The following is a 13,957-nucleotide window of genomic DNA, read 5'->3' as shown; positions in this document are numbered from 1 at the left end:
AGAACCGAGTGGAATCATGTCCGCGGACAAGCCTCTGACCTTGCGCTTTGCCGGCTTCGAGCTGGACGAGGCAGACGCGCGCCTGAGCCGCGACGGCCGGCCCGTGCCCCTGCAGCCGAGGGCTCTGGCGCTGCTCTGCGCGCTGGCCCGCCAGCCGGGGCGGTTGCTGAGCAAGGATGCGCTGCTGGATGCGGTGTGGGGCCATCGGCATGTCAGCGAGTCGGCGCTCAAGGGCTGCATCAGTGCGCTGCGCCAGGCACTGGGCGATGATCCGCGCCAGCCGAGTTTCATCGAGACCGCCGCGCGTCTGGGTTACCGCTTCATCGGCCTGGCCGGGGCGAATCCGCCGGAGTCGCCGCTGATCGCCCGCGAGTCCGCATTGCAGTGCCTGCGCCAGGCCTGGCGCGGTTACACGGAGAGCCGGCGGCTGGTCTGGATCACGGGCGAGGCGGGCATCGGCAAGACTCGGCTGATCGAGACTTTCGCCGCCGAGTGTGTCGAGGGGCTGCAGGTACAGGGGCAGTGCAGCGAGCCGTTCGGCAGTGGCGAGCCCTACCTGCCCTGGCTGGAGCTGCTGGGCGAGCTGTGCCGACGCGACGAGCAGGTGCCAGCCCTGCTACGCACGGTGGCGCCCATGTGGCTGCTGCAGCTGCCCTGGCTGTGTGCCGCGGGAGAGGCCGAAGCGTTGCGCCGCGACTGCGCCGGTGCCAGCCCCGAGCGCATGCTGCGCGAAATGGGCGAGCTGCTTGCCCGCTATTGTCGCCAACGCCCGCTGTTGCTGGTGCTGGAGGACCTGCACTGGTGCGACTCGGCCAGCGTGCGCCTGCTCGACTACCTGGCGCGGCGCCGTGGCCTGCGCCAGCTCATGCTGCTGTGCAGCCTGCGTCCGGCCGAGCTGGCGGGCAGCGGGCATCCTCTCGATGGGCTGCGCCACGAGCTCAACCTGCGCGGCCTGAGCGAGGAGGTCGCCCTGCAGCCTTTTTCCCAGGCGCAGCTCGGCGACTATCTGGCCCGCCATCACCCCGCGCTGGCGGCATGCGGCGATCTGCCGGGCCTGCTGCATCGGCGCAGCGGGGGCCTGCCGCTGTTCGTCGAGAGCCTGGCCAGTGAGCTGGCCGCTGCGCCGCAGCAATCTGCCTGGCGGGTGCCCGAAAGCCTGGAAGCGGTGCTGCGGCGTCAGGCCGGGCGCCTGTCCGCTGAGCAGCTCGAACTGCTGGAGGTGGCCAGCGTGTGCGGCGGCGAGTTTGCCGTGGCTGTCCTGGCGCAGGTGCTGGGGCGCGACCCGGCGCAGATCCAGGCGGCATGCCAGGCGCTGACGACGGGACAGGCCTGGCTGGTCGAGCAGGACGCCGTGGCTCTGGCCTCTGGTGGGCTGGAAAGTTGCTTCGCCTTCCGCCACGCGCTCTATCGGCAGATGTTCTATCAGCGCCTGGCTGGCATGCGGCGGGTGAGCCTGCACCGTGCCGTGGCGGCCGCGCTGCTGCGTGGCGGGGCGGTGCCGGCCGCCGAGCTGGCCGAGCATTTCGAACAGGGGCAGGACCTGCCGGCTGCGCTGCGTCAGCTGGCGAGCGCTGCCGCCGTGGCGCTGCAGCGCTTCGCCGCGCAGCAGGCCCTGCAGTTCGTGCGTCATGGCCTGGCGCTGCTGGAGAGCCTTGAAGCTGGCGATGCCGAGCTGGAACTGGATCTGCTGCTCAAGGGGGGCGTCGCCAGTGCCCGGCTGCATGGCATGGCCTCGGCCGAGGCCAGCGAGTTCTACCAGCGGGCCCAGGAGCTGGCCACGGATCTGGCCGACTCCGCCGAGCTTGGCTGGGGCCTGGTCGGGCTGGCGCAGATGCGCTATGGCCGTGGCGAATATTTTCTCGCCCGTGCATTGGTCGAGCGGGTGGCGCGGCTGGCGCAGCAACTGGACGATCCGGCGCTGGAGATCGCGGCGTGCAATCTGGCTGGCATGCTGTGCGCGGTGCTGGGCGAGCACCAGCGCGGTCGGCAGCTGCTGGAGCGTGGCATCGAGTTGTGCGAGAGGCTCGGCGAGCGCCTGCCGAGCCAGCGCTTTTTCATCGACCCGCAGGTGACCATGCACGCTCATCTGGCCCTGCACCTGCTGCCGCTGGGCTTGTTCGCGCAGGCCGAGACTTGCTGCGCGGCCGCCCTGGCCAGAGCCCGCGCGCTGGGGCAGCCGCTATCGCTGGTGGTGGCGACCCGCTGTGCCGGCATGTTCGATCTGTTGCTTGACCGCCGCGAGGGCGTGCAGGTGCACGCCGCCAGGCTGGCACGGCTGTACGCCCGACACGGACTGGCGCAGGCCGACGGAGCGGCGCGCATCCTCTCGGGCTGGGCCATGGCGCAGGCTGGCGACGCACACGGCGGCCATGCGCGCATCCGTGAGGGCGGCGCCATTCTGCAACGCCTGGGCATGCTCGCCGGGCACGTTCAGGTGCTCGGTTTCGCTGCCGAGGCCCTGCTCGCCGGTGCCGACTGGCAGGGGGCCACGGCACTGGTGGCCGAGGCGGAGGCCCTGGCCGTGCGCCTGGACGAACGGGCGAGGCTGCCGGAGCTCGGCCTGTTGCGCGCTCGGCTTGAGCTCGCCCGTGGCGCTCCGCGGGCCGCGCAGGACGCCTTGCGCCAGGCCCTGGGACAGGCACGGGCCCAGCAGGCGCCCGGCAGCGAACTGCGGCTGCTGCTGGTCCTGTGCCGCCTGCCGCAAGCCCTGCCAGCCGATCGCGAGGCCTTGCGCGTACTCTGTCGCACCTTGCCACCCTGCGCCACGGCGCCCCTGCTGCGCGAGGCCCTGGCTCTGACCGAAAACTGACTCTTTGCTGACGACGCGCAGTCGGCGGCGTTTCACACTGAGCGCAAGGCCCGCCGCCGGCGGGCAGGGCACTGAGGAGCATTCGAGTGGAAGCACTGCTGACCTATCGCGGCGTGGTTTACCCCTGGCATTGCGATCACATGGGGCACATGAACGTCATTTGGTACACGGGCAAGTTCGACGAGGCCACCTGGGCCCTGTTCGCCCAGCTGGGGCTGACACCGGCGGCCCTGCGCGACAGCGGCCGCGGCATGGTCGCCGCGGATCAGCATATCCAGTACAGCAGCGAGCTGCTGGCCGGCGATCTCCTGAGCGTGCACACCCGCGTATTGGCGGTGGGCGGCAAGTCGATCCGCTTCCGCCACGAGATGCGCCGCGAGCCTGATGGCCAACTCGCCGCTGTCTCCACCCTGGTCGGCGTGCATATCGACACGCACCTGCGGCAGTCGCTGCCACTGCCGAAGCGGGTTCGCGAACTGGCCGAACCGCTGCTCGGCCTTGAGGAGGCGCAATGAGCCGTGAGTCTTTCGCCCTGCTTGAGCTCAAGGATGGTCGCACCCTGGGCTATCAGCAGTATGGCCATGTCGATGGGGCGCCATTGCTGGTGTTCCACGGCCTGCCCGGTTGCCGCCTGCAGGCCGGGTTGCTGGACGAACCGGCGCGCCGGCTCGGCGTGCGCCTGATCGCCGCCGATCGCCCCGGCGTTGGCCGTTCCAGCCCCAGCCCGCGGCGCAGTGTCCTGGCCTGGAGCGAAGACGTGGCGCAGCTGGCTGATCACCTCGGCCTGGTGCGCTTTGGTGTGCTCGGCATTTCCTGCGGTGGTCCCTATGCCCTGGCCTGTGCGCTGCGCTTGCGCGAGCGTCTCGGCTATGTCGGGCTGGTGGCGGGCATGGGGCCGATGGATAGCCCGGCGCTGCGCCGCGGCCAGCATCCGGCACTCCGGCTGCTGTTCGGCCTGGCCCGCCTGCATCCGGCACTGACCGCCCCTTTGCTCGGCCTCGACCGACGTCTGTTTCGGCGCGATCCGCTGCTGGCAGTGCAGCGCCTGGCGGGGATGATGACGCCGCCGGATCGGCGTTTCATCGGCGAGCACCCGGAGCTGGCCGAGCAGTTCGCCCTAAGCCTGGCCGAGGCCTATCACCCGGGCATTGCCGGGGTTCAGCAGGAGGTGCGCCTGGTCGCCACTGCACGCGGCTTCGAATTGGCCGAGATCGACATGCCGGTGTACCTGTACCAGGGCGGTCAGGATCGCAATGTGCCGCCGGCCCTGGCCGAACACATGGCGCGCGAGCTGTCACAGGCGCGCTATCGCTTCTTTGCGGAGGAGGGGCACCTGTCGATTCTGTGCAACCGCGCCGAGTTGTTCTTCGCCGACTTCCTCGCCGCCCGGGCCGGCTAAGCCTGCCGGCGCCTGTCGATGAGCACCGCGAGGGCCGCCAGGGCAATGGCCAGGCTGTAGGCGAACAGGCCCAGGTTGATGCCGAGGATCAGCTTTTCCGAGCCGTCGGACAGCACCATGGAGCCGTCGTAGTAGTCGCGCAGGGCGTAGGCGAGGAGGAAGCCGCCGGTGACGAACAGGGTGATCAGGCTGCTCAGGCGAATCTCGCTCCTGAACCAGACCAGCCACAGGCTGAAGGCGCCCAGGGCGCAGTTGGTGGCCAGCTGCCAGACCTCGTGCAGGCGGGCATGTGGTGTCCAGTGCGGGTTGAACACGTGGCTGGCGTTGATCTCGAAGATCGGCACCACCAGGGCATAGAAGACGATACCGACGGTAACCAGCAGTTTGGCGAACATGGCGAAGATTCCCGATCCTTGGACTGCGGCTACTCTACGGTTTTTCGTTCCATTCACCTAGTGCTTCGCTGCTCGGGCGGGCGCCGGACTCTGCCGCGACGTGGCTCAGGCGAGCTTGGGCTGCATCTGCTCGCGCACGCTGCGCAGCTCGCAGGCATCCTGGTTGAGGCGATGGATGACGTTGAGCAACTGCTGGCGCAGGACCTCGTCGCCGGTGCGCTCGGCGGCGCGCATCACGGCCAGGGCGGCGTCCTCGTTGTGGCTGGCGACCAGGTCGAGGGTCTTGCGGAGGGTGCGTGTCGCGCGCATGTCTGACGGCCTTGCTGGAAAATTGCCGGCAGCTTAGGCGAAGGCCATTTCCTTTTTATTTCAGTGGCTTGCCGTTCAGTCGAAACGGTAGACATCCATCCCCAGGGCGCCGTAGGTGAAGCCGCTGTGGACCAGCCCGAAACGCTCGCCGGCTCCCAGGGCGAAGAACAGCGGCAGCAGGTGCTCGTCCGTGGGATGGTTGCGTACGGCGTGCGGGGCCTGGCGGCGATAGTCGAGCAGGGCGGGGCGGTCGTCCTGCTGCAGCCTGGTCACCATCCAGTCGCGGAACTCGCCGGCCCAGGGCGTGATCACCTCGGGGCCGGCGCGCCAGTCCAGCTCGCCCAGGTTGTGGGTGATGCTGCCGGAGCCGACCAGCAGCACATCCTGTTCGCGCAAAGCGCGCAGTGCCTGGCCGATGCGAACCTGCTGGGCAGGGCCGGCATGACTGGGCAGGGACAGTTGCACGACCGGGATGTCGGCGGCGGGGTACATCAGCATGAGCGGCACCCAGGCGCCATGATCGCGCGGGCGCTGCTCGTCCAGCTCGGCCGGCAGGCCGGCGTCGACCAGCAGCTGGCGAACCTGCTGCGCCAGCTGTGGTGCACCCGGTGCGGGGTACTGCACGGCATACAGCGCGGCGGGGAAGCCGCCGAAGTCGTGCCAGGTGCGCGGCTGGGGCGCGCTGCCGACCAGCAGCCCATGGCTTTCCCAGTGCGCGGACACCACCAGCACCGCGCGCGGGCGTGGCAGCGCCGCGGCCAGGCCGGCCAGGGCGGGGCCGCTGGCACCTGGCTCCAGGGCGAGCATGGGGGCACCGTGGGAAATGAACAGGCTGGGCAGCATGGCGTTCTCCTCTGTCTGGCACCATTGTCCTACGGCCCGGCTTCGATGAATAACGCAGGTTTTGCGCCTGAGTGATCGAATCCGTGGAACGGTCGTGGCCCAGAAAGCACAAGGGCGACCCTGGGGTCGCCCTTGTCAGTGGAGGCTGCGATCAGCCGCGGCGGCGCAGGGCCTCGATGCGGTCTTCCAGCGGCGGGTGGGTCATCAGCAGGCCGGCCAGGCCGTTCTTCAGGCCACCGTTGATGCCGAAGGCGGTCATGCTGCTGGGCATGTGCACCGGCACGCCCTGTTCGGCACGCAGGCGCTCCAGGGCGGCGATCATGGCGCCAGTGCCGGCCAGGCGGGCGCCGGCGTCGTCGGCCTTGAACTCGCGGCGACGGGAGAACCACATGACGATGATGCTGGCCAGGATGCCCAGAACCAGCTCGGCGAAGATGGTCGCGATGAAGTAGCCGATGCCCTGGCCTTCCTCGTTCTTCAGGATCACCTTGTCGACGAAGTTGCCGAAGATGCGCGCGAAGAACATCACGAAGGTGTTCACCACGCCCTGGATCATCGCCAGGGTGACCATGTCGCCGTTGGCCACGTGGCCGATCTCGTGGGCCAGTACGGCGCGCACTTCGTCCGGCGAGAAACGCTCCAGCAGGCCCTGGCTGACGGCCACCAGGGCGTCGTTGCGATTCCAGCCGGTGGCAAAGGCGTTGGATTCGTAGGCGGGGAAGATGCCCACTTCCGGCATCTTGATGCCGGCCTCGCGCGACAGCTCCTCGACGGTCTGCAGCAGCCACTGCTCGTGGCGGGTACGCGGCTGGGTGATGATCTCGGTGCCGGTGCTCATCTTCGCCATCCACTTGGAGAGGAACAGCGAGATGAAGGAGCCGACGAAGCCGAAGACGGCACAGAACGCCAGCAGGCTGCCGTAGTTCTGGCCGGTGAAGCGATCGACCCCGAGCACTTTCAGGGTGACGCTGGCGATCAGCAGGACCGCCAGGTTGGTGGCCACGAACAACACTATGCGCATCATGGTGTGAAGCTTCTCCTCAGGCGAGAGACGGTCTAAGTATGCGAGCTATATAAGGTTGGCCCGTGGCGGGTTCAACCAAGGCACTATTTCAAACTATGTCGCTGGCCTGATTTAGAGCGCTTTCGAACAGCTGGCGAGTGAGGCGCGCGACCTTCTCGCTGTTGTGCTGGGCGAGTGCTTCGCGCAGCTGCCAGGCGAGGGTGGCGTGCACGCGCCGCACGCTGGGCGGCAGGGCATCGCCCTGAGGCAGGGCGTGGGCAATGCCGCGCGACAGGCGCAGGAAACCCTTCTCGGTGAGCACGGCCTGATCCAGGGCGTCGTAGGCGATGGTCGAGTCGAAGCGGATGTAGCCTTCCTCGGCCAGCCACAGCAGGGCGCCCAGGCAGGCCTGGTGGCGTTTGCTGGGCAGGCCGAACTCGTCGGGTTCCTCGCGGCCGATCAGGTCTTCCACGTACAGCGCTACCTTGCGCGGGAAGGCCTGGTAGAGCAGCAGCATTCCGCTGGCGGCATCCTTGTAGAACTCGTCGATCTGCAGGTCCATGGACTTACTGGCGGTAGGTCTTGAGGAAGTTGCCGATGCGCCCGATGGCCTGCTCCAGGTCGTCGACGCGCGGCAGGGTGACCACGCGGAAGTGGTCCGGCCAGGGCCAGTTGAAGGCGGTGCCCTGGACGATCAGCAGCTTCTCGGAGAGCAGCAGGTCGAGGACGAACTTCTCGTCGTTGTGGATCGGGCAGACCTTGGGGTCGATCTTCGGGAAGGCGTACAGCGCGCCCATCGGCTTGACGCAGCTGACCCCGGGGATGTCGTTGAGCAGCTCCCAGGCGCGGTTGCGCTGCTCCAGCAGGCGGCCGTTGGGCAGCACCAGGTCGTTGATGCTCTGGTAGCCGCCCAGTGCGGTCTGGATCGCATGCTGGCTCGGTACGTTGGCGCACAGGCGCATGTTGGCCAGGATATCCAGGCCCTCGATGTAGCTCTGCGCACGGTGTTTCGGGCCGGAGATGGCCACCCAGCCGGAGCGGAAGCCGGCCACCCGGTAGCTCTTGGACAGGCCGTTGAAGGTCAGGCACAGCACGTCCGGCGCCAGCGAGGCGGTGGAGATGTGCTGGGCCTCGTCGTAGAGTATCTTGTCGTAGATCTCGTCGGAGAACAGCACCAGGTTGTGCTGGCGCGCCACTTCCACCAGCTCCTCCAGCACCGCCTTGGAGTACACGGCACCTGTCGGGTTGTTCGGGTTGATCAGCACCAGGGCCTTGGTGTTCGGGGTGATCTTGGCCTTGATGTCGGCGATGTCGGGGAACCAGCCGGCCTGCTCGTCGCACAGGTAGTGCACCGGCTTGCCGCCGGAGAGGGCCACGGCAGCGGTCCACAGCGGGTAGTCGGGGGCCGGGATCAGCACCTCGTCACCGTTGTTGAGCAGTGCCTGCATGGACATCACGATCAGCTCGGAGACGCCGTTGCCGAGGTAGATGTCCTCGATACCGACACCTTCCACCTGCTTCTGCTGGTAGTACTGCATCACCGCTTTGCGCGCGCTGAACAGGCCCTTGGAGTCGCAGTAGCCCTGGGCGGTCGGCAGGTTGCGGATGACGTCCTGGAGGATTTCCTCGGGGGCTTCGAAACCGAACGGCGCCGGGTTGCCGATGTTCAGCTTGAGGATGCGGTGGCCTTCCTCTTCCAGGCGCTTGGCGTGCTTGAGCACCGGCCCGCGGATGTCGTAGCAGACGTTGGCGAGCTTGTTCGATTTGCTGACCTGCATGATGCTGTGTCCCGATGTGTGATGCCGCTGGCGCTGCCTGCCGGCTGTAACGCGGCAGACAGACTGGCGTCCAAAGAGGGACGCATCATACGTGCGGCCCGTGGCCCGGAAAAGATCGGGTTCGGGCTTTTTTCTGCCCCTGAGGTGTACTCCATGGAAAAGATCGAGAAACCCCTGGAAGCCTGGCGCGACGAGCTCTCCGACGCCCAGTTCCATGTTTGCCGGCTGGGCGGCACCGAGCGTGCCTTCACCGGCGAATACCACGACAGCAAGGTGCCCGGCGTGTATCACTGCGCCTGCTGCGGCGAGGCGCTGTTCGACTCGGACGCCAAGTACGACTCCGGCAGCGGCTGGCCCAGCTATTTCCAGCCGGTGAACGGCGAGGTGATCGCCGAGAAGGAGGACTTCAGCCACGGCATGCACCGCATCGAGGTCAAGTGCGCCAAGTGCGACGCGCACCTGGGCCATGTCTTCCCCGACGGTCCGCGGCCGACCGGGCTGCGCTACTGCATCAACTCGGTGGCGCTGAAGCTGGTGCCGCGCGGGTAGGGCAGGCATCCGGGCCGAGGTCCGCCCATCAGCGGGCCTTATTGGTGAGCAATTGAGTTGTATGCAATTCAATTGCTCGCTACATTCGCCGCACCTTTACCGCCAACGGAGCCACAGGCCATGAGCGACAAGCTTTTCGACATCCCGGTCACCACCATCAAGGGCGAGCAGAAGACCCTCAAAGACTTCGGCGGCAAGGCCGTGCTGGTGGTCAACACCGCCAGCAAGTGCGGCTTCACCCCACAGTACAAGGGCCTGGAGAGCATCTGGCAGCAGTACAAGGACAAGGGCCTGGTGGTGCTGGGCTTCCCCTGCAACCAGTTCGGCAAGCAGGAGCCGGGCGACGAGGGCGCCATCAGCGAGTTCTGCGAGCTGAACTTCGGCGTCAGCTTCCCGCTGTTCAAGAAGATCGACGTCAACGGCAGCGCTGCTCACCCGCTCTACGTGCAGCTGAAGAAACGCGCCCCGGGCCTGCTCGGCAGCCAGGGCATCAAGTGGAACTTCACCAAGTTCCTGATCAGCGCCGATGGCAGCCAGGTCAAGCGCTTCGCGCCGACCACCAAGCCCGAGGAGCTCACCAGCGAGATCGAAGCACTGCTGAAATGAGCCGGAGCCTCGACGGCGAAGCGCAGCTGCGGCTGGACAACCAGCTGTGCTTCAAGCTGTATGCCGCCTCGCGCGCGGTGATCCGTGGCTACAAGCCGATGCTCGACGAGCTCGGCCTGACCTACCCGCAGTACCTGGTGATGCTGGTGCTCTGGGAGTGGCAGGCCGAACCGCCCGAGCAGGCCACGGTCAAGGCCCTGGGCGAGCGCCTGATGCTCGACTCCGGCACCCTCACGCCGCTGCTCAAGCGCCTGGAGCAGCTGGGCCTGGTGCAGCGGCGGCGCTCCAGCAGCGACGAGCGCGAGCTGTGCCTGGCCCTGAGCGAGCAGGGGCTGGCGCTCAAGGCGCGGGTGTTGCCGTTGAAGGAGCGCCTGCTGTGCGACAGCGGCATCGACGTGGCGCAACTGGAGGGCCTGCGCCAGGGCCTGGGGCAGTTGCTGAGCCTGGTCAGGTCGCAGCCGTGAGCGGCAGCCAGTTGTCCAGCAGGCTGGCCAGGTCCTCGCGGCGGAAGGGCTTGGCCAGGTAGTCGTTCATGCCGGCCGCCTGGCAGCGCTCGCGCTCGTCGGGCAGGGCGTTGGCGGTCAGGGCGATGACCGGCAGGTTGGGCCAGCGTCCGCTCTGGCGGATGCGTCGGGTCGCCTCGTAGCCGTCCATCACCGGCATGTTGCAGTCCATCAGTACCAGGTCGACGGGGTGGCGCTCCAGGTGGCTGAGCGCCTCGCCGCCATGGGTGGCCACGGCCACCTCGCAGCCCAGCTTGGCCAGCATGCCCTTGGCCACCATCTGGTTCACCGGATTGTCCTCCACCAGCAGTACCCGCGCCTGGCGCGTGGCCGGCTGGCTGGCCTCGGTTGCGGTCATGGCGCTGGCCGGATGCGGCTGCAGCAGGCGCTGCAGGGCCTGGTGCAGGGCGGCACGGGCCAGCGGCCGTGCCAGTTGTTCGAAGGGCATCAGCTCGCTGGCCTGTGCCGAGGGGATGAAGGCACCGTAGGCCGATACCAGCAGCAGCGGCGTGTCCAGCTGCTGGCGCAGGCCGGGCAGGCGCTCCGGGTTGTCGCAGATCAGCAGGTCGGCCGGCCGGCCGCTCAGGCCGAGGTCGTCATCCTGGCGGCGGTAGTCCAGGCCCCAGCTGGGTAGCCAGCTGGCCAGCAGCTCGCCGAGACCACCGCCCGGTGGGCAGAGGCCCACGACCCTGCCCTGCAGCTGTGGCCAGCTGGTCGGCGGGTTGTGCTGGGGCAGCGGCAGGGTGGCGCTGAACTGGCTGCCGAAGCCTTCTTTCGACTGCAGATCGAGCTGACCCTGCATGGCCTCGCACAGGCGCCGGGTCAGCGCCAGGCCAAGGCCGGTGCCGCCGAACTGGCGGGCAATTCCGGCACCGGCCTGGGTGAAGGGCTGGAAGATGCGTTTCTGCGCGTCCTCGGGAATGCCGATTCCGGTGTCGCTGACCAGGATGCGCACGCCACCGGGGCTTGGTGCCACGCGCAGGTCGACGCGGCCGAAGCGGGTGAACTTGAGGGCGTTGGACAGCAGGTTGCTGACCACCTGGCGTACCCGGGTCGGATCGCCGAGCACCTGGGCCGGCAGCTGCGGGTCGATCAGGCAGGTCAGTTCGACATTGGGGCCGGCGTTCTGCGACAGCAGGCTGGCGGTGTCCTCCACCAGGGCGCCGAGGTCGAAGGGAATCCTCTCCAGCTCCAGCTGGCCGGCCTCGAACTTGGACAGGTCGAGGATGTCGTTGAGCAGCTCGACCAGCACCTTGCCCGAGTCGTGGGCGATCGACAGCTGCTGACGCTGTTCGGCCGTCAGCGGGCCGTCCAGCGACAGCGCCAGCATACCCAGCAGGCCGTTGAGCGGCGTGCGGATCTCGTGGCTCATGTTGGCGAGGAAGGCGGCGCGCGCCTGGGCCATTTCCAGCGCCGTGCTGCGCGCCTGCTCCAGCTCGCGGTTGGACAGGGTCAGGCGGGCGTTGGTGGCCTTCAGTTCGGCGGTGCGTGCCGAGACGATGTTCTCCAGTTCTGCCAGGTACTGGGTCAGGCGGTCCTCGGCCTCGCGGCGCTGGCTGATTTCCTGGTGGATGTTGGTTAGCTGCTGGTTGGTCACTGCCACCAGGGTGCCGATCTCGTCCTGCTCGTGGCCGTTCGGGCAGGGCACCGGAGTGAAATCGCGGCGCGGATCGCGGTCGGCCAGGGCGCGTATCACCCCGATCAGCGGCTTGGTCAGCATGGCGTAGAACAGCACCAGCAGGATCAGCGACAGCAGCAGGCTGCGGGCGAAGCCGGTGAGCAGGGTGAGCATGGCGCGGCGCAGGAAGTCGCTGCCGAAGGCGAAGGTGTCCACCTCCAGGCGCAGCACGCCGAGCGGCTCGTTGGGCGCATGGTCGACAAACAGCGGGTCCTCGAACTGGCGCCGCTCGCCGAACAGGAAATCGCTGAACACCCGGTAGCGGCTCTGCTCCGGCGGGCGGTCCACCGAGGCCAGTACCAGGCCGCTGTTGTCGATGATCTCGGCGCGCATCACCGCCGGCGAGCGCAGCAGGCCGAGCACCAGCTCCTGGGCCAGCTCGGCGTCGATGTTGTAGGAGATGCGCGCCGCCGGGTTGTGACTGATTTCCAGCAGGGAATGGATTTCCCGGTCGATGGAGGCGTCTTCGCTGGCATAATCCAGGCTGACCTGGATCAGACTCAGTAGGGTTCCCAGGATAAACGCCACCAGCACCGTCAGACTGGCCTGCTTGAACGACAGGCGGTGGGTGAGTGAGATATCCATAGGGCGCGGCGTTCTGGTCCTTTGCGGGTGCCTGCCAAGCATAGCCCATCGTGTCTGGGCGCCGGCAGGGCGGATATAAGGAGTGAGTCGTGGATTCCCGATTGAACAGTTTTCTGCAGCGGGCCGAGGGTGTGCTGCAGCGCATCGAGCCGCTGCTGCCGGCCGAGCGTGTCGAGCTGGACTGGCAGCAGGTGATCGCCGCGCGCTGGCAGCGCGAGGGGCGTGCCGGCTATCTGCAGCCGCTCAAGGTCAGCCTGGACCTGAGCCTGGACGACCTGGTCGGCGTCGATGCCCAGCGCGAGCAGCTGGCGCGCAACACCCGCCAGTTCGTCGCCGGGCTGCCGGCCAACCACGCGCTGCTGTGGGGCGCGCGTGGCACCGGCAAGTCGTCGCTGGTGCGTGCGCTGCTGGCCGAGCATGCCCGCGGCGGCCTGCGCCTGATCGAGATCGAGCGCGACCATCTGGCCGACCTGCCCAGGGTGGTGGATGCCCTGATCGGCCTGCCGCAGCGCTTCGTGCTGTTCTGCGACGACCTCTCCTTCGAGTCCGGCGAGGGCGACTACCGGGTGCTCAAGAGCGTGCTGGACGGCTCGCTGGAGCGCGCGCCGGACAACGTGCTGCTGTATGCCACCTCGAACCGCCGCCACCTGCTGCCGGAGAAGGAGAGCGACAACCTGGACAGCCGCATGGTCGATGGCGAGCTGCACCCCAGCGAGGCGATCGAGGACAAGATCGCCCTGTCCGACCGCTTCGGCCTGTGGATCTCCTTCTATCCCTTCACCCAGGAGCACTTCCTCGCCGTGGTGCGCCACTGGATCACAGTGCTGGCGCGCCAGGCCGGCCTGCAGTGGCAGTGGAGCCATGAGCTGGAAGTCCTCGCCATCCGCTGGGCGCTGGGGCGGGGCAACCGCAATGGCCGCTGCGCCTATCAGTTCGCCCGCAGCTGGGTCGGCCAGCAATTGCTGGAGGCGGCGCGATGATCGACCTGCAGCAGGCCGGAGCCGGGCGCACGGGCTATGCGCTGCTGGCCGCCCAGCTGGAGGCGTTGCTGGCCGGCGAGCGCGACTTCATCGCCAACGCCGCGCAGTTCTGCGCCTTCTTGTTCCATGAGCTGGAGGGCCTGAACTGGGCCGGCTTCTACCTGAACCGCGACGAGCAGCTGGTCCTCGGGCCCTTCCAGGGCAAGGTGGCCTGCGTGCGCATTCCCTTCGGCCGCGGCGTGTGCGGTGCGGCGGCGAGCAGCCGGCAGACCCAGCGCGTGGCCGACGTGCATGCCTTTCCCGGTCATATCGCCTGCGACAGCGCCTCCAACAGCGAGCTGGTGGTGCCGCTGGTCAAGGACGGCCGGCTGATCGGCGTGCTCGATCTGGACAGCCCGCACCTGGCGCGTTTCAGCGCCGAGGATCAGGCCGGCATCGAGCAGCTGGCGCAGCTGTTTCTCGACGCGAGCGACTGCTGAGCGGCGGGGCTGGCGCAGCTAGAGCATTTGCTCTATTTTCG

Annotated in this window: 15 protein-coding genes; 8 read left to right on the top strand and 7 right to left on the bottom strand. The window is 68.0% G+C overall.

From position 1 onward, the window contains the following. Positions 1-16: 16 nt before the first annotated feature. From AAG092_RS02810 to AAG092_RS02800, 3 genes are all read left to right on the top strand, one after another. The gene (locus AAG092_RS02810) at positions 17-2,809 is read left to right on the top strand and encodes an AAA family ATPase (protein WP_373388460.1); all 2,793 of its coding nucleotides are present in this window, start codon (positions 17-19) and stop codon (positions 2,807-2,809) included. An 86-nt stretch (positions 2,810-2,895) separates the two neighbouring features. Then, positions 2,896-3,324, top strand: coding sequence for an acyl-CoA thioesterase (locus AAG092_RS02805; RefSeq protein ID WP_373388459.1), 429 nt, complete (start codon positions 2,896-2,898; stop codon positions 3,322-3,324). After that, positions 3,321-4,208, top strand: coding sequence for an alpha/beta fold hydrolase (locus tag AAG092_RS02800; RefSeq protein WP_373388458.1), 888 nt, complete (start codon positions 3,321-3,323; stop codon positions 4,206-4,208). The genes AAG092_RS02805 and AAG092_RS02800 overlap by 4 nt, the downstream gene beginning before the upstream one ends. Here AAG092_RS02800 and AAG092_RS02795 read toward each other — a convergent pair. The 6 genes from AAG092_RS02795 to AAG092_RS02770 all read right to left on the bottom strand — a co-directional run bounded on the left by AAG092_RS02795 (position 4,205) and on the right by AAG092_RS02770 (position 8,536). Next, positions 4,205-4,603, bottom strand: a complete 399-nt coding sequence (locus AAG092_RS02795; RefSeq protein WP_373388457.1) for a hypothetical protein — start codon at positions 4,601-4,603, stop codon at positions 4,205-4,207. The two genes, AAG092_RS02800 and AAG092_RS02795, sit on opposite strands and share 4 nt — an antisense overlap. Positions 4,604-4,708: 105 nt before the next feature. After that, positions 4,709-4,912 (bottom strand): hypothetical protein, encoded by a 204-nt coding sequence (locus tag AAG092_RS02790; protein WP_373388456.1) that lies wholly within the window; start codon positions 4,910-4,912, stop codon positions 4,709-4,711. Between the two features lie 75 nt (positions 4,913-4,987). Continuing rightward, positions 4,988-5,755: a class III extradiol ring-cleavage dioxygenase gene (locus AAG092_RS02785; protein WP_110682406.1), complete on the bottom strand. Its 768-nt coding sequence runs from the start codon at positions 5,753-5,755 to the stop codon at positions 4,988-4,990. 151 nt (positions 5,756-5,906) lie between these two features. Further along, on the bottom strand, positions 5,907-6,779 hold the full coding sequence (htpX, locus tag AAG092_RS02780; protein ID WP_110682405.1) for a protease HtpX: 873 nt from the start codon (positions 6,777-6,779) through the stop codon (positions 5,907-5,909). Between the two features lie 88 nt (positions 6,780-6,867). Beyond that, positions 6,868-7,320 carry a hypothetical protein gene (locus AAG092_RS02775; protein ID WP_110682404.1) on the bottom strand — a complete coding sequence of 151 codons (453 nt, stop codon included), beginning with the start codon at positions 7,318-7,320 and terminating at the stop codon, positions 6,868-6,870. Between the two features lie 4 nt (positions 7,321-7,324). Further along, positions 7,325-8,536, bottom strand: a complete 1,212-nt coding sequence (locus AAG092_RS02770; protein ID WP_373388455.1) for a pyridoxal phosphate-dependent aminotransferase — start codon at positions 8,534-8,536, stop codon at positions 7,325-7,327. A gap of 153 nt (positions 8,537-8,689) precedes the next feature. Between AAG092_RS02770 and msrB the strand changes: the two genes are divergently transcribed. The 3 genes from msrB (at position 8,690) to AAG092_RS02755 (ending at position 10,155) form a co-directional block, all read left to right on the top strand. After that, the gene (gene msrB / locus AAG092_RS02765) at positions 8,690-9,085 is read left to right on the top strand and encodes a peptide-methionine (R)-S-oxide reductase MsrB (RefSeq protein WP_110682402.1); all 396 of its coding nucleotides are present in this window, start codon (positions 8,690-8,692) and stop codon (positions 9,083-9,085) included. A 120-nt stretch (positions 9,086-9,205) separates the two neighbouring features. Then, positions 9,206-9,691, top strand: coding sequence for a glutathione peroxidase (locus AAG092_RS02760; protein WP_373388454.1), 486 nt, complete (start codon positions 9,206-9,208; stop codon positions 9,689-9,691). Beyond that, a complete protein-coding gene (locus AAG092_RS02755; protein ID WP_373388453.1) occupies positions 9,688-10,155 on the top strand; it encodes a MarR family winged helix-turn-helix transcriptional regulator in 468 nt (155 codons plus the stop codon). The genes AAG092_RS02760 and AAG092_RS02755 overlap by 4 nt, the downstream gene beginning before the upstream one ends. Here AAG092_RS02755 and AAG092_RS02750 read toward each other — a convergent pair. Continuing rightward, positions 10,139-12,457, bottom strand: a complete 2,319-nt coding sequence (locus AAG092_RS02750) for a response regulator (RefSeq protein ID WP_373388452.1) — start codon at positions 12,455-12,457, stop codon at positions 10,139-10,141. The genes AAG092_RS02755 and AAG092_RS02750 overlap by 17 nt on opposite strands. Positions 12,458-12,546: 89 nt before the next feature. On the opposite strand from AAG092_RS02750, the gene AAG092_RS02745 reads away from it, so the two are divergent. Together AAG092_RS02745 and AAG092_RS02740 are read left to right on the top strand one after the other, a co-directional pair. Continuing rightward, positions 12,547-13,437, top strand: a complete 891-nt coding sequence (locus AAG092_RS02745) for an ATP-binding protein (protein ID WP_373388451.1) — start codon at positions 12,547-12,549, stop codon at positions 13,435-13,437. After that, complete coding sequence (locus AAG092_RS02740; RefSeq protein ID WP_373388450.1) at positions 13,434-13,916, top strand: GAF domain-containing protein; 483 nt, start codon at positions 13,434-13,436, stop codon at positions 13,914-13,916. The genes AAG092_RS02745 and AAG092_RS02740 overlap by 4 nt, the downstream gene beginning before the upstream one ends. The last annotated feature ends 41 nt before the right edge of the window (positions 13,917-13,957 follow it).

Source organism: Pseudomonas alcaligenes, from assembly GCF_041729615.1.
GTDB classification, from domain to species: Bacteria; Pseudomonadota; Gammaproteobacteria; order Pseudomonadales; family Pseudomonadaceae; genus Aquipseudomonas; species Aquipseudomonas alcaligenes_B.
The sequence above is the reverse complement of the archived record's forward strand: the minus strand, read 5'-3'. Positions and strand labels throughout refer to the sequence as shown.